Annotated in this window: 21 protein-coding genes; 13 read left to right on the top strand and 8 right to left on the bottom strand. The window is 31.8% G+C overall.

What is annotated here, in order from left to right; all coding sequences use genetic code 11:
• The first annotated feature begins 15 nt into the window (after positions 1–15).
• The 3 genes from ACOSP6_RS15415 (at position 16) to ribB (ending at position 3,368) form a co-directional block, all read left to right on the top strand.
• Positions 16–669, top strand: a complete 654-nt coding sequence (locus tag ACOSP6_RS15415) for a LolA family protein (protein WP_422093827.1) — start codon at positions 16–18, stop codon at positions 667–669.
• 99 nt (positions 670–768) lie between these two features.
• Positions 769–2,220, top strand: coding sequence for an LptF/LptG family permease (locus tag ACOSP6_RS15420; protein ID WP_422093826.1), 1,452 nt, complete (start codon positions 769–771; stop codon positions 2,218–2,220).
• A gap of 5 nt (positions 2,221–2,225) precedes the next feature.
• Positions 2,226–3,368 (top strand): 3,4-dihydroxy-2-butanone-4-phosphate synthase, encoded by a 1,143-nt coding sequence (gene ribB / locus ACOSP6_RS15425; RefSeq protein WP_422093825.1) that lies wholly within the window; start codon positions 2,226–2,228, stop codon positions 3,366–3,368.
• Between the two features lie 37 nt (positions 3,369–3,405).
• On the opposite strand, the gene ACOSP6_RS15430 is transcribed toward ribB, so the two are convergent.
• From ACOSP6_RS15430 to ACOSP6_RS15440, 3 genes are all read right to left on the bottom strand, one after another.
• Positions 3,406–4,338 (bottom strand): NAD(P)H-dependent flavin oxidoreductase, encoded by a 933-nt coding sequence (locus tag ACOSP6_RS15430; RefSeq protein WP_422093824.1) that lies wholly within the window; start codon positions 4,336–4,338, stop codon positions 3,406–3,408.
• Between the two features lie 9 nt (positions 4,339–4,347).
• Positions 4,348–5,535 (bottom strand): tRNA 2-thiouridine(34) synthase MnmA, encoded by a 1,188-nt coding sequence (gene mnmA, locus ACOSP6_RS15435; protein WP_422093823.1) that lies wholly within the window; start codon positions 5,533–5,535, stop codon positions 4,348–4,350.
• Positions 5,536–5,635: 100 nt separating this feature from the next.
• Positions 5,636–6,346: a toxin-antitoxin system YwqK family antitoxin gene (locus ACOSP6_RS15440; protein ID WP_422093822.1), complete on the bottom strand. Its 711-nt coding sequence runs from the start codon at positions 6,344–6,346 to the stop codon at positions 5,636–5,638.
• Between the two features lie 63 nt (positions 6,347–6,409).
• Here ACOSP6_RS15440 and ACOSP6_RS15445 point away from each other — a divergent pair, with 63 nt between their 5' ends.
• The 4 genes from ACOSP6_RS15445 (at position 6,410) to ACOSP6_RS15460 (ending at position 8,737) form a co-directional block, all read left to right on the top strand.
• Entirely contained in the window at positions 6,410–6,994 is a 585-nt protein-coding gene (locus ACOSP6_RS15445; RefSeq protein WP_422093821.1) for an adenylosuccinate lyase, read from the top strand.
• Between the two features lie 96 nt (positions 6,995–7,090).
• Positions 7,091–7,354, top strand: a complete 264-nt coding sequence (locus ACOSP6_RS15450) for a hypothetical protein (protein WP_422093820.1) — start codon at positions 7,091–7,093, stop codon at positions 7,352–7,354.
• Positions 7,355–7,439: 85 nt separating this feature from the next.
• Positions 7,440–8,390: a hypothetical protein gene (locus tag ACOSP6_RS15455; RefSeq protein WP_422093819.1), complete on the top strand. Its 951-nt coding sequence runs from the start codon at positions 7,440–7,442 to the stop codon at positions 8,388–8,390.
• A gap of 122 nt (positions 8,391–8,512) precedes the next feature.
• Positions 8,513–8,737 (top strand): hypothetical protein, encoded by a 225-nt coding sequence (locus ACOSP6_RS15460; protein WP_422093818.1) that lies wholly within the window; start codon positions 8,513–8,515, stop codon positions 8,735–8,737.
• A gap of 147 nt (positions 8,738–8,884) precedes the next feature.
• On the opposite strand, the gene ACOSP6_RS15465 is transcribed toward ACOSP6_RS15460, so the two are convergent.
• Both ACOSP6_RS15465 and ACOSP6_RS15470 read right to left on the bottom strand, forming a co-directional pair.
• A complete protein-coding gene (locus tag ACOSP6_RS15465; RefSeq protein ID WP_422093817.1) occupies positions 8,885–9,724 on the bottom strand; it encodes a sterol desaturase family protein in 840 nt (279 codons plus the stop codon).
• Positions 9,725–9,793: 69 nt separating this feature from the next.
• Positions 9,794–10,294, bottom strand: coding sequence for a YkgJ family cysteine cluster protein (locus tag ACOSP6_RS15470; protein WP_422093816.1), 501 nt, complete (start codon positions 10,292–10,294; stop codon positions 9,794–9,796).
• A 95-nt stretch (positions 10,295–10,389) separates the two neighbouring features.
• Between ACOSP6_RS15470 and argS the strand changes: the two genes are divergently transcribed.
• The 6 genes from argS to ACOSP6_RS15500 all read left to right on the top strand — a co-directional run bounded on the left by argS (position 10,390) and on the right by ACOSP6_RS15500 (position 16,010).
• Positions 10,390–12,162 (top strand): arginine--tRNA ligase, encoded by a 1,773-nt coding sequence (argS, locus tag ACOSP6_RS15475; protein ID WP_422093815.1) that lies wholly within the window; start codon positions 10,390–10,392, stop codon positions 12,160–12,162.
• 16 nt (positions 12,163–12,178) lie between these two features.
• Complete coding sequence (locus tag ACOSP6_RS15480; RefSeq protein WP_422093814.1) at positions 12,179–12,742, top strand: hypothetical protein; 564 nt, start codon at positions 12,179–12,181, stop codon at positions 12,740–12,742.
• The gene (locus tag ACOSP6_RS15485; protein ID WP_422093813.1) at positions 12,742–13,320 is read left to right on the top strand and encodes a hypothetical protein; all 579 of its coding nucleotides are present in this window, start codon (positions 12,742–12,744) and stop codon (positions 13,318–13,320) included. The genes ACOSP6_RS15480 and ACOSP6_RS15485 overlap by 1 nt, the downstream gene beginning before the upstream one ends.
• A 37-nt stretch (positions 13,321–13,357) precedes the next feature.
• Entirely contained in the window at positions 13,358–14,746 is a 1,389-nt protein-coding gene (lpdA, locus tag ACOSP6_RS15490) for a dihydrolipoyl dehydrogenase (protein WP_422093812.1), read from the top strand.
• Positions 14,747–14,951: 205 nt separating this feature from the next.
• Positions 14,952–15,551 carry a hypothetical protein gene (locus ACOSP6_RS15495; RefSeq protein ID WP_422093811.1) on the top strand — a complete coding sequence of 200 codons (600 nt, stop codon included), beginning with the start codon at positions 14,952–14,954 and terminating at the stop codon, positions 15,549–15,551.
• 84 nt (positions 15,552–15,635) lie between these two features.
• Entirely contained in the window at positions 15,636–16,010 is a 375-nt protein-coding gene (locus ACOSP6_RS15500) for a LysM peptidoglycan-binding domain-containing protein (RefSeq protein WP_132794724.1), read from the top strand.
• 994 nt (positions 16,011–17,004) lie between these two features.
• Here ACOSP6_RS15500 and ACOSP6_RS15505 read toward each other — a convergent pair.
• The 3 genes from ACOSP6_RS15505 to ACOSP6_RS15515 all read right to left on the bottom strand — a co-directional run bounded on the left by ACOSP6_RS15505 (position 17,005) and on the right by ACOSP6_RS15515 (position 22,845).
• Entirely contained in the window at positions 17,005–17,562 is a 558-nt protein-coding gene (locus ACOSP6_RS15505) for an REP-associated tyrosine transposase (protein ID WP_422093810.1), read from the bottom strand.
• Positions 17,563–18,001: 439 nt separating this feature from the next.
• Entirely contained in the window at positions 18,002–18,460 is a 459-nt protein-coding gene (locus tag ACOSP6_RS15510; RefSeq protein ID WP_422093809.1) for a hypothetical protein, read from the bottom strand.
• Complete coding sequence (locus tag ACOSP6_RS15515) at positions 18,457–22,845, bottom strand: RHS repeat-associated core domain-containing protein (protein ID WP_422093808.1); 4,389 nt, start codon at positions 22,843–22,845, stop codon at positions 18,457–18,459. Before ACOSP6_RS15515 ends, ACOSP6_RS15510 begins: the two co-directional genes overlap by 4 nt.
• Between the last annotated feature and the right edge of the window lies 1 nt (position 22,846).

Below are 22,846 nucleotides of genomic sequence, written 5' to 3' on the forward strand. Positions count from 1 at the left end.
GAAACGTAAATATATATGAGAAAAGTAGGATTATTATTAATCGCATTGATAGTAGGAATAAATGTAACAGCTCAAGATACCTCTGGACAAGCTAAAGCGTTATTAGATGAAGTATCTTCTAAAATGGGTGCCTATAAAAATATGACTATTGGCTTTACCTCTACTCTAGTGAATGAAGAAGCTGGCATAACAAACGATCCACCAATTCGTGGAAACATTACTATCGCAGGAGAAAAATACAACTTAGATTATTTAGGAAATAAGTTTGTCTTTAACGGAAAAAAACTTGTGGTTATTAACAAGGAAGAAAAGGAAGTGACGATAACAGATGGTGATTTGGAGGAAGAAGATGGATTTATTTACCCTTCAAAATTATTAACTTTCTACAAAGAAGGATATAATTACTCTATGGGGTCAATAAAAAACAATAAAGGACGTAAAGTTCAGTATGTTGATTTGACTCCTATTGATAGCAATTCGGATATTGTAAAAGTACAATTAGGAATAGATGCTAAAACCAAACATATCTATAAACTTATTCAAATTGGATCGAACGGTGCAGTTACCACATTCACAATCAATAAGTTTAAAAGTGACCAACCTATCTCAGAAAACTTATTCTCTTTTGATAAGTCTAAATATGAAAAGATGGGGTATTTAGTAGATTAAGAATATTTAAAATACATTAACAAAGTTTTGTTAATAGCTTTTTTGGCAATTAACAAAACTTTTGTGTTTATTACAGCTAAGCTCACTACATTTGTATTCGTGAAAAGACTAGATAAGTATATATTAAAAAGTTTTTTAATTCCTTTTTTAGCTACCTTCTTTATCATTCTATTTGTTTTGGTAATGCAAGCTTTATGGCTAGCTTTTGACGATTTAGCAGGTAAGGGAATTAGTATTGGAATTATTTTAAAATTTTTATGGTATACCACACTTATTGTGGCTCCGCAAGCACTACCGATTGGAGTGTTGCTGTCCTCAATTATGACTTTGGGTAGTTTATCAGAAAATTATGAATTTGCTGCTGCTAAGTCTGCTGGAGTTTCTTTACAACGCATGGTGCGACCACTTGTCTTCTTTGCTTTTATTATGAGTGGATTAAACTTTGTTTTTCTGAACTATGTATATCCTTATGCAATTTTAAAACAAATCAATTTAAAAATTAACATCCGAAAGAAACAACCAGCCCTAGCTTTAGTTCCTGGGAGTTTTAATGCTGATATTCCCAATTATCAAATAAAGTTTGATGAAAAGTATGGAAAAGAAGATAATCTTCTTAAAAATGTTTTAATCTATGATTTATCAGCAAAAAAAGGAAACAATAAAATTATCTCTGCAAAACACGGTGAGTTAATTTCTGAGGAAGGAAGTCGCTACATGACTTTAAAATTAAATGATGGTCATTTTTATGAACACCATGTCAATGATAAATCAGCCTATAAAGAGCGATTTAGAATGAAAGCATCATATGCCGATTTTGATGAATATATTCTGAATATTGATATCTCCTCTTTTACAGATGATGATTTAGATCAAATTAAGCATACCAAAAACTTTAACATGCTTAGCTTGAAACAGCTCAAAGATACACTGCCTAATTTAAAGGTAGGATATGACGAGTATGTTACCTCAAGAGCAAAAAGCTTGTATCGAAATAGCGAAGCTGAAGACCTATACAAACTTCCAGATTCTTTAGTGAATGAAAAACTTTCCAGCAACATATTAGACAACTTTGAATTATTGAAGCAACGTGACGTTGTTAATTCGGCAATATCAAAAATTGATCGAACGATTAATAACTTCAGCGCTAATAAAAATTCATTTAAATACAGAAGAAAAGTTTTGAACTTATATGATATAGAATTCTACAACAGAGTAGCTTTTTCTTTATCCTGCTTAATTCTATTTTTTATAGGTGCACCTTTAGGTTCTATTATTCGTAAAGGAGGAATGGGATTGCCTATGATTTTGGCTATAGGTATTTATGTTTTATACTTTTTTACAAATACATTTGGACGAAATATGGCAGAAGAAAGTACTTTATCTGCTATTGCTGGCTCTTGGTTAGCTGTCTGTATTATGTTACCTTTGGCACTTATTTTAACTATTAGAGCAACACAAGACAAAGGTCTGTTTGACATCAACAGTTTTTTTGTCAGAATTAAAAACTTTTTCATTAAAATATTCCCATTTAAAAAAAGGGAAACATCATAAAACTCATGGCAACACAAACTACTCAAAAAATTCAATTAAACACTATTGAAGAAGCAATTAATGACATAAGAGCTGGTAAGGTGATTATTGTTGTTGATGATGAGGATAGAGAAAATGAAGGTGATTTTTTAGCAGCAGCTGAGAAGGTAACACCAGAAATGATCAATTTTATGGCAACTCATGGTAGAGGATTAATTTGTACTCCTCTAACTGAAAATAGATGTAAAGAATTAGAGTTAGGGATGATGGTAAACAACAATACCGATCCTATGGAAACTGCTTTTACTGTTTCTGTTGATTTAAGAGGTAAAGGTGTTACTACCGGAATATCTGCTTCTGATAGATCTAAAACTATTGAGGCTTTGATTGACAAGAATACAAAACCTTTTGATTTAGCTAGACCAGGACATATTTTTCCTTTAAAAGCAAAAGAAGGCGGTGTTTTAAGAAGAACAGGACATACTGAAGCTGCCATTGATTTCGCTCGTTTGGCAGGTTTACAACCAGCAGGAGTTATTGTGGAAATCATGAATGAAGATGGTACAATGGCTCGTTTACCTCAACTAATTAAAGTTGCCCAAAAGTTTGATTTAAAAATTGTTTCAATTGAAGATTTAGTTGCTTATAGAATGGAGCACGATTCTTTAATCGAGAAGAAAGAAGATTTCACAGTTCAAACGCGTTTTGGAGAGTTCAGACTAAGAGCCTATGAACAAACAACGAACAATCAAATTCATATAGCTTTAACAAGAGGTACTTGGAGCAAAAACGAACCTATTATAACTCGTGTAAACTCAAACTTGGTTAATAATGACATTCTTGGAACCTTAACTAATGATGCAGATAAAAAGTTAGATAGAATGTTTAATGTGATAAATGAAGAAGGACGAGGAGCTATTTTATTTATTAATCAGCAAAATCAATCTTTGAACTTATTAAATAGATTAAAAGGTTTAAAAGAAAACCAAGAAAAAGGAGAAATGAAAGCTCCAGCAATTGCTTTTGACAATAAAGATTTCGGAATTGGAGCGCAAATATTACATGATTTAAACATCCATAAACTTCGTTTAGTATCGAACACCAAACAAGAAAAACGTGTTGGAATGATTGGTTACGGATTGGAGATAGTTGACTATGTGAACTTTTAATAATAAAAAAAAGAGCTTCATTTTGAAGCTCTTTTTTTTATAAACCATTTTTCACTTCGGTATATTCTGATATAATTTCCTCTAAGACTTGTTTTGCAGGTTTTATTTCATGAATCAATCCAGCAATTTGACCTATTTCTAATTCGCCTTCTTCTAAATCACCCTCAAACATTCCGCGTTTCGCTCTTGCTCTTCCTAATAAAGATTTTAATTCTTCAACAGATGGTCCTTTTTGATACAACTCTTGAACATCATTAAAAAACTTATTTCTCACTAATCGAACTGGAGCTAATTCTTTTAATGTTACATAAGTATCTCCATCTTTTACTTTGACAATGGTATCTTTAAAACGGTCATGCGCAGAGGATTCTAGAGTAGCCGCAAATCGACTTCCTATTTGAACTCCGTCAGCTCCTAAAACCATTGCAGCTAACATTCCCCTACCCGATCCAATTCCTCCAGCAGCAATTACAGGAATTTTAATCTGTTCTTTTACCATAGGAATTAACGTGAACGTAGTAGTTTCTTCTCTACCATTATGTCCGCCTGCTTCGAAACCTTCACAAACTACAGCATCAACTCCGGCTGCTTCAGCCTTTAAAGCAAATTTTACTGAACTTACTACATGAACTACTGTTATTCCTTTTTCCTTTAAAAAAGATGTCCATGTTTTTGGATTACCTGCTGACGTGAAGACAATTTTCACTCCTTCTTCAACAATTATATCCATAATTTGTTCGATATCAGGATACAACATTGGTACATTTACACCAAAAGGTTTATCAGTTGCTTTTTTACATTTTTGAATGTGTTCTCTTAACACGTCAGGATACATCGATCCCGCACCAATTAAACCTAATCCTCCAGCGTTTGAGACCGCCGAAGCTAATTTCCATCCTGATACCCAAATCATTCCACCTTGGATAACTGGATATTGTATATTAAAAAGTTGTGTGATTTTGTTTTGCATGTAGCGAAACTACGAAATAACACCCGAACCTAAAAGCTCTTCGCTACCATACCAAGCCACAAATTGTCCTTCTTGAATTGCCGATTGTGGATTTTCAAATTCAACAAATAAACCACTCTCAACTTTGTGCAACGTCGCTTTTTCTAAAGGTTGACGATAACGAATTCTTGCTTCAACTTCCATAGTTTCATCCGTTTTCAAAGCTAAATCTTCACGAACCCAATGCAATTCTTCATTTGAAACAAACAACACATTTCTATACAATCCTTTGTGATTTTTTCCTTCACCCGTAAAGATTATATTTTCATCAACGTCTGTTTCAATTACAAACAATGGTTCTTTCGTTCCTCCAACAGCTAAACCTTTACGTTGTCCCTTTGTAAAATAATGTGCTCCCTGATGTTTTCCTACTACTTTTCCATCAGTAACTGCATACTCAAACTTCTTTGATTTGTAAGCTAACTCTGCTTGCTTATTTTCAAATCTAGGTAGTGGTTTATGGTAAGCATCAAAAGAATCTGGAACTTGTACGATAACTCCTTCTTTTAGTTGTAATTTTTGTTGAAGAAAATCAGGTAAACGAACTTTTCCTATAAAACACAATCCTTGTGAATCTTTCTTTTCTGCCGTAATCAAATCAGCTTCTTTAGCTATTTCTCTTACTTCAGGTTTTGTTAATTCACCAACGGGAAATAATGCTTTTGACAATTGTTCTTGCGACAACTGACAAAGAAAATAAGATTGATCTTTGTTTCCGTCTTTTCCAGCTAATAACTTATAAACTGGCTTTCCGTCAATAATTTCTTCTTCTTTTCTACAGTAGTGACCAGTAGCAACATAATCTGCTCCCAAGCTTAATGCAATATCCATAAATACATCAAACTTAATCTCTCTATTACATAAAACATCTGGATTAGGAGTTCTTCCTTTTTCGTATTCATCAAACATATAATCCACAATACGCTCTTTGTATTGTTCGCTTAAATCAACAGTTTGAAAAGGAATTCCCAATTTTTCAGCAACAATCATAGCATCATTGCTATCTTCCAACCAAGGACATTCATCAGAAATAGTAACAGAATCATCATGCCAATTCTTCATGAATAATCCGATTACATCGTATCCTTGCTCTTTTAATAAATATGCTGTAACACTACTATCTACACCACCTGAAAGTCCAACTACAACTCGTTTCATATTTTGTTGAATTTAGGGTGCAAATTTACGAATAAGAATCTGTTTTTCGTATGCGTAAAACTGATAAGCTTATAGAAGAAAATTATAAGAAGTTCCTTTATTATTCTTCCTCTTCTTCGGGTTCATTATCATTCTTCAGTAAATTCTTTCTAGGTCTCCCCTTTTTTGATATTTCACCGTCGATATAAAACTCCCATTTTCCCTTTCTTTCTCCATCTGCATACATCCCTTTTTCTTTAATTATACCTTTGATATCAAAGTATTTTGCTAAACCGTTAAGTTTACCATTCTCGTAATTTACATCCTCAATGAGAATTCCGCTTTCCGTATAAATTTTTGAAGTGCCGTGCTTTTTTCCGTCTTTATAATAAGTTTCTTCCGTAAGATTTCCATTATCGTAGTAGTTTTTTACAACTCCATGTAAAACACCATCAACATAATTCTCTTCAGAAAAAACACGTTTACCATCGGCAAAATAATAAATCCATTTCCCAACTCTTTTCTTTCCAACCATTTTACCTTTGGTTTTTATTCTAGTTTTATCATAGAATTTAACCGAAGCTGTATCTGAAGTATTCGAAAAAATTTTAACAATCGCTGGATAAGAAGAACCTCGATTATAAAAAGTGAATGTTCCTATTTCTTTTCCATTTTTGAACTCTCCTTCATATCTTACATCACCATTATCATAGTATTTTTTCCAAATACCATCACGTTTACCATTTGCATCAAACTGGTTCGTTTTTTGACTAAATGCAGTGAATGAACATACTACAAAACTTAAGACAATTAACAAGTTAACTTTTATCATTCTTTCTTTCTTTTGTCCTTATATTTAGTAATTATAATGTAAAAGTACACAAACCATACCAATATGAGTATTGATTTTTTGATTTCTGTATTGAACAGTATAGAAAATCCTAAAAAAGTAAATCGAAATAAAGCTGCAATTATTGTATTGGAACAGCCAGAATTGATTCGACACCTAATAGATTTAACATTTTCGGTGAATGATAAGCTTTCAATTAAGGCAGCATGGATTTTAGAATGGATTTGTACTCATTATAGTCTTGATTATATCTTACCATATTTATCAACTTTTACAAAAGGCTTACAACACCTACATTTAGATGCAGCTGTTAGAACCTGTGCCAAAATATGCGAACATTTAGCCACGGCATATACCAATAATAGAGAAAACGCTGTGAAAATTGCTTTAAAAGAAAGTGAGATAGATAAAATAATAGAAAACTGTTTTGATTGGTTACTTGGTCAACAAAAAGCCTCGGTTAAAGCTTACAGCATGCAAACGCTTTATTTGTTCGCTTCAAAAAGAAATTGGATAAACGAAGAATTAGAGCATTTATTACGTACTAAAGTAATTCATGAAAACAAAGCTTGTAAAGCGAGAGGAAGAAAAATAATTGAACTGATTCATAAAAAATCAGAGCATTTTTGATATTCGGAAACTTTAATAGGTATTTCAGAAGTTGATAATTAATTCTTATCTGTTGTTAATTTACTTTTAATGTGTTAACCGAAAATAATATCAATTATGAAAAAAACCATTTTAAACTTAAAAGGAGTTAAGCAATTAACAAAGTGTGAGCAAATCGAAATTGAAGGAGGTCGTAATTTAGCTACTTCGGCTACTAGTGCCACACCTGGTAAAACAGAAGTTGGAGATCCAAGTAAAAAATACGAATGTTACTTTACCCATATTGGTCCAACATTATACTTTTCTCATTACTCAAGTATCGACGAGTCAAACGGGGATAATATAAAATGTTATCGTTCTAGCTATTATGCTGAATTTTAATTTTAATGCTTAAAAGTTTTTTAAGAGCGAACCACTTGGTTCGCTTTTTTTATGCTGTTTTTGTATATTTCAATAAAATTAGGAAATGAAAAAATTGCTCTTTCTATTATCTACTATCATCTTACTTTCATGCTCTCAGAAAGTTTCTAAAGAAGATTTGGAGGGAGTTTGGTGGAATTTGGAAAAAACAGGTGATTTTGAAATTATCCTTAAGCGAGACTCCATTTCAATTAATAACGGTATTGGTATTACGCTTAACGGAACTTTTAAATTAGAAAAAGATTCTATTTTGTTAAGTATAAATAATAAAAGTCATAAAGAATACTTCAAATATGAACCCAAGGATTCTACCTTAACTTTTAATAAAAGTAAATATTTTAAATCACCATTATCAGTCGTAGGAATTGATAAAAACTTTAATTTTATTAATATTCAATCAAGAAGTACTATTCATTCAGATAGTTTAAATATTAATTCAAGTATTTTTAAAGCTATCAGAAATGAAAAAAATGAGCTCCAAGTTGTCCTTAATGGTAAAACTGCAACCATTGAAGATATTCCTCTTTTTTTAAACTCTACAACGTGCAGTGGAGGAAAACCAGTACACTATAGACCATATTTAATTTTAGGACAAAATTTAACGACCAAAGATTTATCAAAAATCTTCCCTTATTTAGATGCTATGAATCATTATGTCATAACACTTGTTACACAATATGATTTTCCAAATAGACTATTCCATTTTTACGATATAAGAATTGAGTTATTTAAAGAGCAGCTAGTAAAAAATGGACCACCTCCGAGAGAATCTGATATCTCTAGAAAGGACTATTTAGCAAAGTATAATCCAGAAATTATAACTATTAAATCAAAGCAAGATTTCAAAAAATTAAACGCTGTAAAGCCAAATTCTCATTACTTAGTAAGCATTGATTTAGATTTGCCTATTGAGAATTATTTACATTTAACTCAGAAGTTAAATTCAATCCGAAAAAATAAAAAAACAAGAATTAGAACAGAGTTAATCAACTTTTAATTCAATTATTTAACTCCTAAAAACTTAGAGTTTTCTCCCAGTATTAAAATAGGAAAACTCCCTACTTCTACTCTTTTTCGTCATTGTAATTTGCAGCCAATAATTAATTAAAAAATCAAATAATGAAAAAAAGTATTTTAAACTTAAAGGGAGTGGAAAAATTAGAAAAGAGTAAACTAATTAAAATTAATGGTGGAGCGAATGAATATTTTTGCTGGGATAGTAGCGGAGAATTCAGTTCTAGTATTGATGTTTCTGGAAATGGAGTTCATTGTGTTCCTGTTGCAACTGTTGAACCAGATGAAGAACCACAAGAACTTTTTCCTTTAGACGGATTACGTAAATAAATCCAAAAAATAGAAAAGCCTTTGATTTTTTTTACAAAAGTCATTCTGAATTCATTTCAGAACCTCAAGTATAGTAGTTGAAAAACTTGATGAGAAACTGAAACAAGTTCAGTTTGACGAAACCAATTAAAATTAAAGGCTTTTTAATTATTTCAACTCTTCCAAATTCGTAGGTTTTCGATATCCTTGAAACGGTTGTTTTAACAATTCAGTTAAACTTGAATTTTTCACTTCATCAGGAAATGTATCAACGCCATAAACAATTTTATCTCGATCTAACTCCATATACGTTCCTAATAATCGGTCCCAAATAGAAAAAATATTACCAAAGTTTGAATCTGTATAAGGTAATAAATTATGGTGATGAACCTTGTGCATATCTGGAGAAACAATTACATAACTCAAAATCTTATCTAACTTTCGAGGCATTTTCAAATTTGCATGATTGAATTGTGTAAACACCAGTGATAATGATTGGTATAACATGATGATATAAAACGGTGTTCCTACTAAAAACACACCTAATAACGTAAACGCAAACCGAATTACACTTTCTATCGGATGATGTCTATTTGCTGTTGTTGTATCAACTTTATGATCCGTATGATGTACTAAATGAACCATCCACAGCGGAATGAACTTGTGCTCCACTAAATGAGCTAAATACGCTCCAAAAAAATCTAGAAACAAAATACCTAATGTTATGTAAGCCCATAATGGCATTTCTGGTAGCCAATTGATTAGTCCAAATTGATTTTCGTCTACCCAAAAAGAAGTTTGTAATAAAAGAAAAGCTAGTGCAAAATTGATGATTACGGTGGTTCCTGTAAAAAATAAATTTGGCCAAGCATGTTTCCATTTATTGTAACCAAATTTAAATAATGGTATTCCGCTCTCTAACAACCAAAAAAATGTGATTCCACCAACTAAAAGTAAGCTTCTATGCTCGGTTGGCATGTTTTCAAAATACGATTTTATTACTTCCATGTCATGTTTGTTTACATAACAAGTTTAGTAAAAAACCATCATTTTTTTACTATAACTACGTTAATAAAGTTATGAAACTGGTAATCTTTTCTTCAATTCTTCAAGAATTCTATAAGTGGCAGGGCAAATTTCTGTGTTTTTAATAGTTAAGTTAGCTAACTGAATAAATTTCTTACGATTAGTATGTGGATATTCAGCACAGGCCTTAGGACGAACATCATAAATGAAACAAGAATTATCGTTTAAATCTAAAAACGGACAAGGAGAAGTTTGTAAAACATGAAAATCATCTTCGTCAATACGTAAATATTGAGAAACAAAATCTGCAACCTTCATTTTTAAATGCTTAGAAATACGCTCAATATCTTTATAGGTAAACATTGGACTTGTAGTTTTACAACAATTCCCACAATTCAAGCAATCTGTTCGTTCAAATTCCTCTTCATGAATTTCCTGCACAACTAAATCAAGACGCTTTGGTGTGCGCTTTTTCAGTTTTTGAAAATATTTCTTGTTTTCAGCTAGTTTCTCTTGTGATAATTCTTTAAGATTTTCAAGGTCTTTATCCATATTGCAAAGCTACGGGAATATGAATAGAATTCGGCTACATAAACCAATAAAATTATGTAATTTTGCTACTCGATTTAAATGAAATAAGTCAACTGATGAGCATACAATCGTTATTAGAAGCGAACGTTAAAGAAGGGTTTAAAAAATTATACGATACAGAAATCCCATCTGTAGAATTTCAAGCAACAAGAAAAGATTTCGAAGGAGATATTACCGTGGTAATTTTTCCACTACTTCGATACAAAAAAGGAAATCCGGTACAAATTGGTGAAGATTTAGGAAACTACTTGGTAGAAAACATTCAAGAAGTATCTAAATTTAATGTGGTAAAAGGATTTTTAAACTTAGTTATTGATGATAGTTTTTACATCAACTTCTTCAATGAAATTTCATCAAACGAATCATACGGATTTGTAAGCTCAGACTCAGACGCGCGAATGGTTGAGTATTCTTCTCCGAATACAAATAAGCCTTTACACCTTGGACACGTAAGAAATGTTTTATTAGGATATTCAGTTTCTGAAATTTTAAAAGCAGCGGGTCACAAAGTATATAAAACACAAATTATTAACGACCGTGGAATTCATATTTGTAAGTCAATGTTGGCTTGGAAACGTTTTGGAAACGGCGAAACTCCAGAATCTACAGGATTAAAAGGAGATAAATTAGTTGGTAATTACTACGTAAAATTCGATCAAGAATACAAGAAAGAAATTTCAGAATTAGTTGAACAAGGAATTTCTGAAGATGATGCTAAGAAGCAAGCTCCAATTTTTGTAGAAGCTCAAGAAATGTTACGTAAATGGGAATCTGGAGATTCAGAGACTGTTGATCTTTGGAAAACAATGAACGGTTGGGTTTATGAAGGTTTTGATGTAACATACAAGAATATTGGTGTAGACTTCGATAAGTTATACTATGAAAGTGATACCTATTTATTAGGTAAGGACCTTATTGAACAAGGACTAAAAGACGGTGTTTTCTTTAAAAAAGAAGATGGATCTGTTTGGTGTGATTTAACTGAGGATGGTTTAGATGAAAAGCTAGTGTTACGTTATGATGGAACTGCAGTATATATGACTCAAGATATTGGTACGGCTATTCAACGTGCTAAAGACTTTACAGATTTAAACGGAATGGTTTATACTGTGGGTAATGAACAAGATTATCACTTTAAAGTATTATTCTTAATCTTAAAAAAGTTAGGCTATAACTGGGCTGATCAATTGTATCACTTAAGTTACGGAATGGTAGATTTACCTTCTGGAAAAATGAAGTCTCGTGAAGGAACAGTAGTAGATGCTGATGACTTAATGGATGAAATGACAAATACTGCTCGTGAGATTTCTCAAGAATTAGGGAAATTAGAAGGATACTCTGATGAAGAAAAGGAGTCGCTATATAAAATTATTGGATTAGGAGCTTTAAAATATTTCATTTTAAAAGTAGATCCTAAGAAGAGAATTTTATTCGATCCTCAAGCTTCTGTAGATTTCCAAGGAAACACTGGACCTTTTGTACAATATACGTATGCAAGAATCCAGTCAATTTTAAGAAAAGCTGATTTTGATTATAACTCTACTGTTTCAGGTATTGATTTACATGAAAAAGAGAAAGAATTAATCAAGCAATTAGAATTGTATCCAGAAGTAATTCAACAAGCAGCTAAGAACTATTCTCCTGCTGTGGTTGCAAATTACACTTATGATTTAGTAAAAGAATTCAACTCTTTTTACCAGAATGTTTCAATTTTAGGTGAAGAGAATGAAGATAAAAAGATATTTAGAGTTCAATTATCTAAAAAAGTGGCAGATACTATTAAATCAGCATTTAGTTTGTTAGGAATTAATGTTCCTGAGAGAATGTAAAATTAAATCTGAAATTATGATTACTTTAAAGAAGCTCATTTTACTGTTATTTTTCATTCAGCTATCTGTTTTTGCCCAAGACGATTTTAACAAAGCCAACATCTTACTTCGAAATAATGAGGAAGTTAAAGGGTTGGCTAAAATATCAGGGAATAAAATTCGATTTAAAAAGTTAGAGAATTCTAAGAAAGAAACTTTAAACTATAAGAAAGTAAAAAAAGTAGTTTTTGATAATGGTAAGACTTACGTTTTCAAAATCATGAAGAGGAAAATTATACTTGTTCAGAAATTAGTTCATGGTAAAATAAGCTTATATAGTTTAGAAAAAACACAACACTTTTTTGATTATACAAGTAATGGAGCTCCAAGACCTGCTGGGAGTAACAACTACACTATTCATTATTTTGGAAAAAATGATGAAGATCAAATTATCGGGCTTCTTTCTGAAAAAGATGATAAAAAGATTTATAAAGAATTCTTCTCTGACTGTAAAAAATATACTGATTTAAGCCTAGAAGAAAGAGCTGCTTTAGGAGGTATGGTAAATGCCGTTAAGTTTTATAACGAAAACTGTAAATAGTGCAAAAAATATTACTAATAAATACTATCAAATTAACTGTCGGAGGAATAGCAATTGGACTATTACATCCTTACGACCTTATTTTAGCTGGTTTATTAGCACTAAAAATCGCGCACAGTATTTATAAAAACATAAAAAAACAAACCTTTAGCTTATCATTAATAATTGGATTTGTTTTAACTGGAATTATCGGTATTGCTGTTGAACATGCGGGAACCTCTTATGGCTATTGGGAATATCACAATATTTCAAGACAAGTTCCAGCTTGGATATTTTTTGCCTGGGGAGCAGCATTTATCTTAATGTATCAAATAGAAAATCAAGTTTTGCAAGAAGTCCCTAATTTATCAGAAACTTCAAAAAAATACTTGATACTGTTTATGGTCGCCTTCTTCCCTACTTTAGGAGAAATAATTGCGATTAACTTAGGCACCTGGACATACTATGTGCCTTATCAAATTTTAGGAGTACCTTTGGCTGCAGTTGCGGCTTTAATTATAATTCACTCATCGGTTAATGCCATTGTTGGTATAACCAGTAAAAAATTGGGAATTAAAGACGTAGTTTTTAATCCATAAAAATGTAAATAAACAACTAATAGATAAAATACAAATTATGAAATACGACATCATAGTGATCGGTTCAGGACCTGGAGGATATGTTACGGCTATTAGAGCTTCTCAATTAGGTTTTAAAACAGCTGTAATTGAGAAAGAAAGTTTAGGTGGTATTTGCTTAAACTGGGGATGTATTCCAACGAAAGCATTATTAAAATCGGCTCAGGTATACGACTATTTAAAGCATGTTGATGAATACGGTTTAAAAGCAGAAGCTATTGATAAAGACTTTGATGCTGTAATTAAAAGAAGTCGTGGTGTTGCAGAAGGAATGAGCAAGGGTGTTCAATTCTTAATGAAGAAAAACAAGATTGATGTTATTAACGGTTTTGGTAAAATAAAAACTGGAAAGAAAGTTGATGTTACTGCCGAAGACGGAACTGTAACTGAATATTCTGCTGATCATATTATTATTGCAACGGGAGCTAGATCTCGTCAATTACCAAGCTTACCACAAGATGGTAAAAAAGTTATTGGATATCGTGAAGCAATGACGTTGCCGACTCAGCCTAAATCTATGATTGTTGTAGGTTCTGGTGCTATTGGGGTTGAGTTTGCTCACTTCTACAATTCAATGGGAACTGAAGTTACTATTGTAGAATACATGCCAAATATTGTTCCAGTTGAGGATAAAGATGTTTCTAAGCAAATGGAGCGTTCTTTCAAAAAAGCTGGAATAAAAGTTATGACGAATTCTTCTGTAGAATCTGTTGATACTTCTGGAGATGGAGTTAAAGCTACCGTAAAAACTAAAAAAGGTGAAGAAGTTTTAGAGGCAGACATCGTTTTATCGGCTGTTGGAATTAAAACTAACATTGAAAACATCGGATTAGAAGATGTTGGAATTGTAACTGATAGAGATAAGATTTTAGTAAACGATTGGTATCAAACTAATATTCCAGGATATTATGCCATTGGAGATGTAACTCCTGGTCCAGCTTTAGCACACGTTGCTTCAGCAGAAGGAATTACTTGTGTTGAAAAGATTGCTGGATTACACACAGAAGCTATTGATTATGGAAATATTCCTGGTTGTACCTACGCAACTCCAGAAATTGCTTCTGTAGGATTAACTGAGGAAAAAGCAAAAGAAGCGGGTTACGATATCAAAGTTGGAAAATTCCCATTCTCTGCATCAGGTAAAGCAAAAGCTGCCGGAACTCCTGAAGGATTTGTAAAAGTAATTTTTGATGCTAAATACGGTGAATGGTTAGGTTGCCACATGATTGGTGCTGGTGTTACTGATATGATTGCTGAAGCCGTTTTAGGAAGAAAATTAGAAACTACAGGTCATGAAGTATTGAAAGCTGTTCATCCTCACCCTACAATGAGTGAAGCTGTAATGGAAGCTGTAGCTGATGCTTATGACGAAGTAATTCACCTATAAAAGAAATAAATTTCAGTAAAACATTTAAAAGTCATCAATTAATTTTGATGACTTTTTTTTGAAAATTAACTAGGTTTTAACGACATAAGAAGCTTCCTCTATAATCATTTGTTAAACTTAAACACAATTACGAATTAAGAGTTCTTTGGTACTATTCTTGCTTCATTTTAGACTTAATCATAAAATAAATTTAAAACCAAAAATTATGAAAAAAACTTTATTAAGTCTATTGCTATTATGTGCTACAATTAGCACAACATTTGCTCAAGAAGAAGAAAAAAGACAAGAAGTTGGAATTAACTTTTCTTCATTAAACTCCTTTGGGTTCACTTACAAGACTGGTACATCCAAAAATTTATGGCGTTTTAATGTGTTAGCATTAAACATTAATAGTTTTGAAACAGAAAATGACGATAACGCAACTGGAAATGATCAAAGTAATATTGGTGCTCAGATTAGTATTGGTAAGGAATTTCGAAAAGACATTACCAAAAATCTTGAATTCAGATATGGTTTTGATGTAGCATTTGGCTACACGCATTTAAAAAATTCTAATACTACAGCTACTGATTCTTTTGAACGAGAAAGCACTGTATATACACCTTCTGTAGCAGGCGTAATTGGCGTTAATTACGTATTTAACGATAATTTGGCTTTTGGTGTAGAGTTATTACCAAGATTCAGTTATCGTACTGGAGACTTTACGGAAACCAATAATACAGTTGTGACAAATGGAGATCTCTCTGGTTATAGTTTTGGTTTCGGAAACAGTCCAGCCCAACTTTCTTTATCGTATAGATTTTAAAAACTATAATTAATAAGAAATGAAAAACCTCGCAAATTGCGAGGTTTTTTTAATATATTTAAAAGAATTTAAATCTTAAAAACAATGAAAGCAAAATATCAAAGTGTTTTAAATCTAGGTGAACAATTAGAAATCCAAAATGGGGATGTAAAAGAAGAAAACGGCGTTTTACATGTTTCCGGAACTGCAAAAAATCAGTATGAGAAAAACCTTTTATGGGATGAAATTAAAAAGGTTGGTGGAGAAAACCCGAGTGATATCGTGGCTGATATTAAAGTTGCAGATACTTCAGTATATGCGAATCATACGGTAAAAAGTGGTGAAACTCTAGGTAAAATTGCCAAACATTATTATGGCGATGCCATGAAGTACAAACAGATTTTTGAAGCAAATACAAATATTTTAAAATCTGCAGATTTAATTCACCCAGGACAAGAATTGGTAATTCCAAATTTATAACATAAAGTTTAAAACTACTACTATATAAAAAAACCTCGCAATTTGCGAGGTTTTTATTTTTGAGGACTATCCATTAATTGAAGATGCAAACTCTTTGGCCCCAGCCATAAACGCTATCTCTACAAGAAACGTCTCCAGGACCTAAAAAAGGATATGCATCCCAGCAATCTCTGTTTGTATTACAGTAAACTGTTCCCCAGCCACCGCTAACTTGTTTTTGCTCTTTTTTACTAAGGGACTTTCCTAAATTTTGAATGTTTTTTAACATAATAATAAATTTTTAGATTTTTTATTTGGTATATTTCAATAAATACAATCTAAATATAACAATATCATTTAAAAACTCCCAAAACGATTAAAATTTTTCATTATTAAATTGTTAAATAATAAACATTAAAAAACCATAGCTTTAAACAATACATTAAAAACAAGAAAATCAATTAATTACAATTAAATTGATATTTATTACCACAATTATTTAATAAAAGTAGATTTTCGGCATCATTCTTGTTAACTTTTATTTAACAGAAAAACTACTATTATGCAATTATCATTTACTATTTCATGTAAGTTGATGGGGAAGTTGCTATGAATTACAAAAGAAAAGGTTACAAAACCAGAAAACCGAAATATGCTAGTTTCGGTTTTTTTAGTTTTTCGTTGTTCTTAAACGTAGAAAGATATACGTCATTGCGAACGCAGTGAAGCAATCTCTGTTGCTAGAAATCCTAATAAAGAGATTACTTCGTTATTTCATTCCTCGTAATGACAAAAGCTAAAATCATTAAGAAATAAATTCGTCATTGCGAATGAAACGTAGTGGAATGAAGCAATCTGGTTGTCAACAGTGAGATTACTTCTTCGATTCCTCCTCATAATGACGAGAACAAAACGTCATTGCGATCGCAGTGAAGAAATCTTAACATTTCGAACTCAGAATAGAAAGATTAATTCATTGCTAGCGCCCGAATCCTTTCGGGTGATACTATAAACTCTAATTCATAAAACCTACCTTATCTATTTCTAAAACTGTATCATCATCTTGAAAATTTCTAGCACTACTATACTTCCAATCTTCAGGGTTTACTACAAAACCACTTTTGACAGGGTTCGTATGTATATAGTCTATCTTTTGTTTGATAACTTTTTCACTCCACAATTCTATCGGTTGATTATTGTGTTGCCAGAATTGATACTTCTTTACATTACTCTTTTTATTTCCTACTCTTTTAAACATCCATAATAACCACTCTTTTCTACTCTCTTGCGGATTAATAGTTATTTCATTAATAAGTAACTTAGAAGTATATCGTTTAAAATCTCTTAATAATTCCATAGGCTTGTCATTTGAAGAACGAAATATTAAATGGATATGACTTGGCATAAAACAATAACAATACAATTCCATACCTTTTTCTTTTCTACAAAAATTTATACTGTTTACTAATACATTAAAATATAATTGCCTTGTAAAAACATCCATCCAGTAAACTGTAGTGAAACTCACGAAATATAACCCCGATTTGTTGTGAAATTTATATTTTCTACTCATAGCTTTGCTAAAATAAAAAAACTACCTCAATTATTTATATTAAGGTAGCTCTTTATATTGTTTTATTCAGCTAGTACGGTACTCGATACAATCGAGCACTAGCCGTTTCTTTTATTTATTCGAGCGTGAGCAGGGAATGAAACGAAGTCAAATGAAGCAATCTGTAAATCGAAAATGAGATTACTTCGGCTAGTTACCAAACCAAGTCTGGCACATACCTCGTAATGACGAGAACAAAACGACATTGCGAACGTAGTGAAGCAATCTTAACATTTTAAATTTTAAACAAAAAACTACCTCAATTATTTATATTAAGGTAGCTCTTTATATTGTTTTGCTAAGCTGGCACGGTACTCGATACAATCGAGCACTAGCCATTTCTTTTATTTATTCGAGCGCGAGCGGGGAGCGGTAGCCTTACTCAGACATACTAGCGCCATCAGGAGTATCTAACTATAAACTTTTTATTATTATATAGAATCATCTCAATAAAAGTTTCATGCATTATATAGTCTAAGAGCAAATCCTCAAAAATTATTTTTTCAAAACATTTTAAATTTAATGAATCATAGATATGAGTTTCTAATTCAGATATCAATGCTATTCTATCTCTTTTTATCTGTTCAAAAGTATAAAAATTTGAAATGAGGTTAATTTCCTTTAATATTTCTCCATCCGAACTTATGATAATGACTTTCTGATCAGCTCCAATCCAATATAAATCATTACAAATAAGAACCTTTGGTTTTACAAGATCACTCGAAGACTTTATAATAAATTTGTTAATATCATCTTCAAATAAATAAATTGTTTTTTCATATTCTGAGAAGGACAGAATTTTAACATCAATATCTTCAAAAATCTTTAGATCATCAAATGATAATAATTTTAATTTCATTGTTTATAAATTTTAGGGATAATAGTCGTAATTCTTGGTACTGATTCACCTGCTTGTGTAAAAAAGTTAACATCTATTGCTCCTTTTTTATTAACAACTATTCTTTTAATTACTGAAGTCCCATGATCATTAGTCATTGTTTTTTGAACAACTCCTTTTATGTCTGCCTTGTCTAGAAACTTTTTCAATTTTTTAACTGTAGTTATTCCTAAAGTTTTTAAATCTCTAGCATTTTGGGCAGATCTTGTAATACTATGTAATCTACCTGTTTTAACTTGACCAAAAAAATATTTAAACTTAGCTGGGTCAATTGTATAGTTTGGTGTTTTTGTGAATAATTTAAAAACACTACTAGATCTAGCCGAAGGAGATGCCATACTTAAATTATGTCCTAATGCAACCCACCTATTTTCATGTATCCTAATGGTTAAACCATCAGCTTCCGCTTGATTAATAAAATTATAGCGATCAGTTAATTCATCAATCATTCTCTGTCTGTTTGGTGAATTAATGTAAACTGTTTGGTTTTTAAATGCATCTGTATCCCAACCATGATCTGTAAATGTCCAAGTAGCTCCCATATTACCAACCATTGAATCTCCTATGTTTCCATCAGGACAAGGGCTAGTACTTCCATCATCATTAGTAATCCAACAACCTCCATCTGGATCAACTCCATTCATTGGGTTATTCCCCATGCCCAAGTAAGGAGATACAAATTGTCTATAAGGATCTGGACTTAACCATCTCCCAATTCGAGCATCCCACAATCGCAATTGAAATGCGGGTTTTCCCGTTTCTGGATCAACTTCTTGGCCTTGATACCCATAACGATAAACTTCACCATTTTGTGTTTGTTTCCCCGGCATTGGCATTCCAAATGGGTAATAATCGGTTGTACTTGTTAACGCAATTGCATTGGAACCTTGCTTGGCGATAACCGCACGTATATTTCCTAAATGGTCTGTTAATTGATAAACGCTCGTATTAGCTTGTTTATTATAGATACCTAATCTTCCTGCACCATAAATAGGCAATTCTTTTAAATCACCATTTTCATAAATAGCTAATACACTACCAGCAGCATCTCTTATATAATCCGTAATTTGTTGTGGTGTTTGTCCATCTTCTTGGTAACTAATTTTTTTAGTTCTAAAGTTTTTATCATTATAAACAAACTCAACTTTTGTTTTACCATTATAACTTACTTTAGTAACTAACCCACTAACATTATATTGGTAATCTACATCTTCTTTTTCATTTCTAGTTAACTGTCCAATTTCGTTATAAATATAGTTACCAGGGCTTTGTGAATCTATATCATTAAAACCCGCATTACCAACATCATCCTTTACATGATCTAATCGATTTGATTTACCATTTTTATACGCGTAGGTCAGTTCATCCATTCGGTTAGTACCGTTCTCTGTATTCTTATTACGGTTTAAACTCTCTATATTTCCATTAGCATCATAGGTAATATTAGAAACATTATAATCATTTGCTCCAAATTCGGTAGAAGAACCCGTTACCTCTGCTTTAAATGTTAAGCTAGTAGTTGCTGTAGCTGAAAAACCAGGTTGTAATACAATACTATTTTCTACTTTATTATGTTGAGAAATAGTTACAACTTGATTCAACACTAAAGAACTTGGCAAATTATTATTGGTACTTGCAAAAGTTGCGGCAGTTAACCAATTGTTCTTATCATACTGATAACTATATTGTAAAGGACTTGACTGACCATTTTGTAATACATCAGTATTCCAAGTCATACTTTTAATATTTCCATTATACTGATCTTGTCCTGCACTAAATTCAATAAATTTTGTATCTCTTCGATAATCATCTGTGTAATAATCTAAAGACATTCCAAATAAATCCGTTCCATTTGGATTAATTTCAGGGTCTGTAGCTAAACTAGGATGGTTTATGGCTTTTAGTTGTCCGTTAAAGTTATACACATAGTCTATATCCTGAATACCTTCTGCCAAAGTAGTCCTTTTTAACGCTCCGTTTTCGTAATAATCGTATTCTGCATGAGTTATAAATGTAGTATTATCGGTTGATGTTTCCACTTTTATCAACTCATTGGTATCATCATCATACGTATATCTATGTACAAATAATTCTCCAGGTACATTTTTTTGGAAAAGCACCTTCGTAACTTGGCTCGTTGTTGCATCATATTCGTAATTAATCGTAACCGATTTTGCATCTACAGCTCCTTGAATTTTTTGTATTATCCATTGTACCCGACCATATACATCATAACTATAATAGGTTGCTGAAATTTCATTTCCAGAAGCATCTAAATTATAGGTCTTAGCAACATTTCCCGATAAAAATGATGGATTAGCATAAGAACTATGAATTCCTGTTAAATAGGTAATATCTAAAATTTCTAGATAATCATATTTAGTGAAATGCTGTTCTTTTCTTGTACCTGCAAAGTCATTACCTCCATCAGGATTTAAGGTTGTAAAATTACCAGTACAAACACCGCTTTCAAAAGGACGTCCTAACTCGTCGTAATTGGTATATGAAAATTCTCCAATAGCTAGCTGCTTCGAATTTTGAGAAAAACGAATTTGACCATCTTTACGGTACTTGAATTCGATAGTACCTTCATCGGGACTTTTAGCAAAAACCAATTGATTTATAGAATTATATATAAAATTTAACTTTAAACTTTCATCATGAGTTACCGTGGCAGACAAATTATTTAAGCAAGCGTCGTTAAACCCTAAAGGTTGTAACGATTTTGTTAAACGGCCAATATCGTCATACTCATTTAAACTAAAATCGTAGTAATTTAATTTATAACGAATTCCTACAGCATTACTTTCAACTGGATGAATGGTTCCTGCTTGTTTATCTATGTAGGATAAATTTGATGACTTAGTAAACACTTTTGCTCCTACATATTCAATTCGGTAAAACCCAGCATTTTGTAATGCTGTAGCAGAAACAACTTCTTCTGTTTTTAAATCATAAACTTTATAATCAGAGGCACTTGTTAATAAACTTGCCGTATTTTCACAACCAATAGGTATATGAATATCAACAAACTTTTGCTCCCCAATAAGTGATAATACTTCATATTGTTTCGTTCCTCCTGAACGAGCTGCTCCAATCGTTTTCCCGTCAGCATCTGTAAACACAACAGCTTCTACTTGGTGAACATTTTGAACTACAGATTTTGTAGCTTTCAACCAAGCTATTTGTTTCGTGTCATCATTTATTATTGAGCTAATATTTTCATAAGTCCCCGCAATTTCTGGGTTAGACTCAAAGTAATTAAATCCTAACACATAATAAGGCTCTTGAGCAGCTGGCATAGAAAAACTATACCCTCTTTTCCATTCTCCATTAATTTTATTTCCCCCAACAACCTGTTTAACTGTTCCCGGTGCTAATTCACTATAAATGTTTTTCGAATATGGACGATCTGTAATGTCGCGTAATTTCTCATCCATATTAGATGAACTGTAATAATTTCCTAATGTTAAATCTTGAGCACCAACTATAGCAGGATCTACATCATCATTTTCATAATCAGAGGGTGTAAAATCAGAACCATCCGTTTTTTTAATAAAATTACTCTTATACCCAAAAGAAACTTCTGTTACTTCATTAGTAATTGGTGCACCTAATGTACTTAACACTGGTCTACCTTGGCTATCGTATCGTGATTCAGTTGCCCAAATACGTTTCTTTTTTACATCATAAGATTGAGCTTGAGTAGCCTTTCCTAAATCATCAAAGTAACCTTTTGAAGCACTAATTAATTTTCCATTTCTATCATAAGTATAAGATCTTGTATAATTTAAAAAAACATCACCTGAAGCATCAATACAACCATTATTTGTTGAACTTGCCTCATTAGGACAATAATCTAGGTTGTTATTTACTAAGCCTGAAGGTTGAGATGTCGCATAAGTAGGAGTCGCATTAAAATCACCAAAACCATCATTATCTGAATCTGGATAATATGCGATGTAAGCAGGATTTCCTGATTGCTCTATTTTAAAGTTTACAATTATATTATCGTCTCTATCTACAATACGAATAACATCAAATCTTAGGTTTGGTGTTTGATTTTCTTGAACACCAATTGTAAAATCATTCCCAATACTTGAAGGTAGCGTTATCCAATTGGGATTGTTAGTGCTTGTTGCTTTTAAAAAAAGACAATCTGTTTGTACAGTAAAATATAAGCTTTGAGCCTCACTAGTAACACCTACCACTAATGAAACTGGTTGACCATTGTAAGACACAGTTGTAGTACAATTTCCCCCTTCTTGAGTTATAACCGTTTGAGCACTCAAGAGATTCAATCCTAAAATAAAAAGCCCTAATATGTTTAAAATTTTCTTTTTCATG

Source organism: Tenacibaculum sp. MEBiC06402, from assembly GCF_049239625.1.
Classification (GTDB): domain Bacteria; phylum Bacteroidota; class Bacteroidia; order Flavobacteriales; family Flavobacteriaceae; genus Polaribacter.

Excerpts from the sequence above, each read along its gene's own strand:
- ACOSP6_RS15415 (WP_422093827.1), top strand. The coding sequence starts at position 16 with ATGAGAAAAGTAGGATTATTATTAATCGCATTGATAGTAGGAATAAAT.
- ACOSP6_RS15440 (WP_422093822.1), bottom strand. The coding sequence starts at position 6,346 with ATGATAAAAGTTAACTTGTTAATTGTCTTAAGTTTTGTAGTATGTTCA.
- ACOSP6_RS15515 (WP_422093808.1), bottom strand. The coding sequence starts at position 22,845 with ATGAAAAAGAAAATTTTAAACATATTAGGGCTTTTTATTTTAGGATTG.
- ACOSP6_RS15505 (WP_422093810.1), bottom strand. The coding sequence starts at position 17,562 with ATGAGTAGAAAATATAAATTTCACAACAAATCGGGGTTATATTTCGTG.
- ACOSP6_RS15510 (WP_422093809.1), bottom strand. The coding sequence starts at position 18,460 with ATGAAATTAAAATTATTATCATTTGATGATCTAAAGATTTTTGAAGAT.
- ACOSP6_RS15450 (WP_422093820.1), top strand. The coding sequence starts at position 7,091 with ATGAAAAAAACCATTTTAAACTTAAAAGGAGTTAAGCAATTAACAAAG.
- ribB (WP_422093825.1), top strand. The coding sequence starts at position 2,226 with ATGGCAACACAAACTACTCAAAAAATTCAATTAAACACTATTGAAGAA.
- argS (WP_422093815.1), top strand. The coding sequence starts at position 10,390 with ATGAGCATACAATCGTTATTAGAAGCGAACGTTAAAGAAGGGTTTAAA.
- ACOSP6_RS15495 (WP_422093811.1), top strand. The coding sequence starts at position 14,952 with ATGAAAAAAACTTTATTAAGTCTATTGCTATTATGTGCTACAATTAGC.
- ACOSP6_RS15445 (WP_422093821.1), top strand. The coding sequence starts at position 6,410 with ATGAGTATTGATTTTTTGATTTCTGTATTGAACAGTATAGAAAATCCT.
- mnmA (WP_422093823.1), bottom strand. The coding sequence starts at position 5,535 with ATGAAACGAGTTGTAGTTGGACTTTCAGGTGGTGTAGATAGTAGTGTT.
- ACOSP6_RS15470 (WP_422093816.1), bottom strand. The coding sequence starts at position 10,294 with ATGGATAAAGACCTTGAAAATCTTAAAGAATTATCACAAGAGAAACTA.
- ACOSP6_RS15455 (WP_422093819.1), top strand. The coding sequence starts at position 7,440 with ATGAAAAAATTGCTCTTTCTATTATCTACTATCATCTTACTTTCATGC.
- ACOSP6_RS15500 (WP_132794724.1), top strand. The coding sequence starts at position 15,636 with ATGAAAGCAAAATATCAAAGTGTTTTAAATCTAGGTGAACAATTAGAA.
- lpdA (WP_422093812.1), top strand. The coding sequence starts at position 13,358 with ATGAAATACGACATCATAGTGATCGGTTCAGGACCTGGAGGATATGTT.
- ACOSP6_RS15430 (WP_422093824.1), bottom strand. The coding sequence starts at position 4,338 with ATGCAAAACAAAATCACACAACTTTTTAATATACAATATCCAGTTATC.
- ACOSP6_RS15460 (WP_422093818.1), top strand. The coding sequence starts at position 8,513 with ATGAAAAAAAGTATTTTAAACTTAAAGGGAGTGGAAAAATTAGAAAAG.
- ACOSP6_RS15465 (WP_422093817.1), bottom strand. The coding sequence starts at position 9,724 with ATGGAAGTAATAAAATCGTATTTTGAAAACATGCCAACCGAGCATAGA.
- ACOSP6_RS15480 (WP_422093814.1), top strand. The coding sequence starts at position 12,179 with ATGATTACTTTAAAGAAGCTCATTTTACTGTTATTTTTCATTCAGCTA.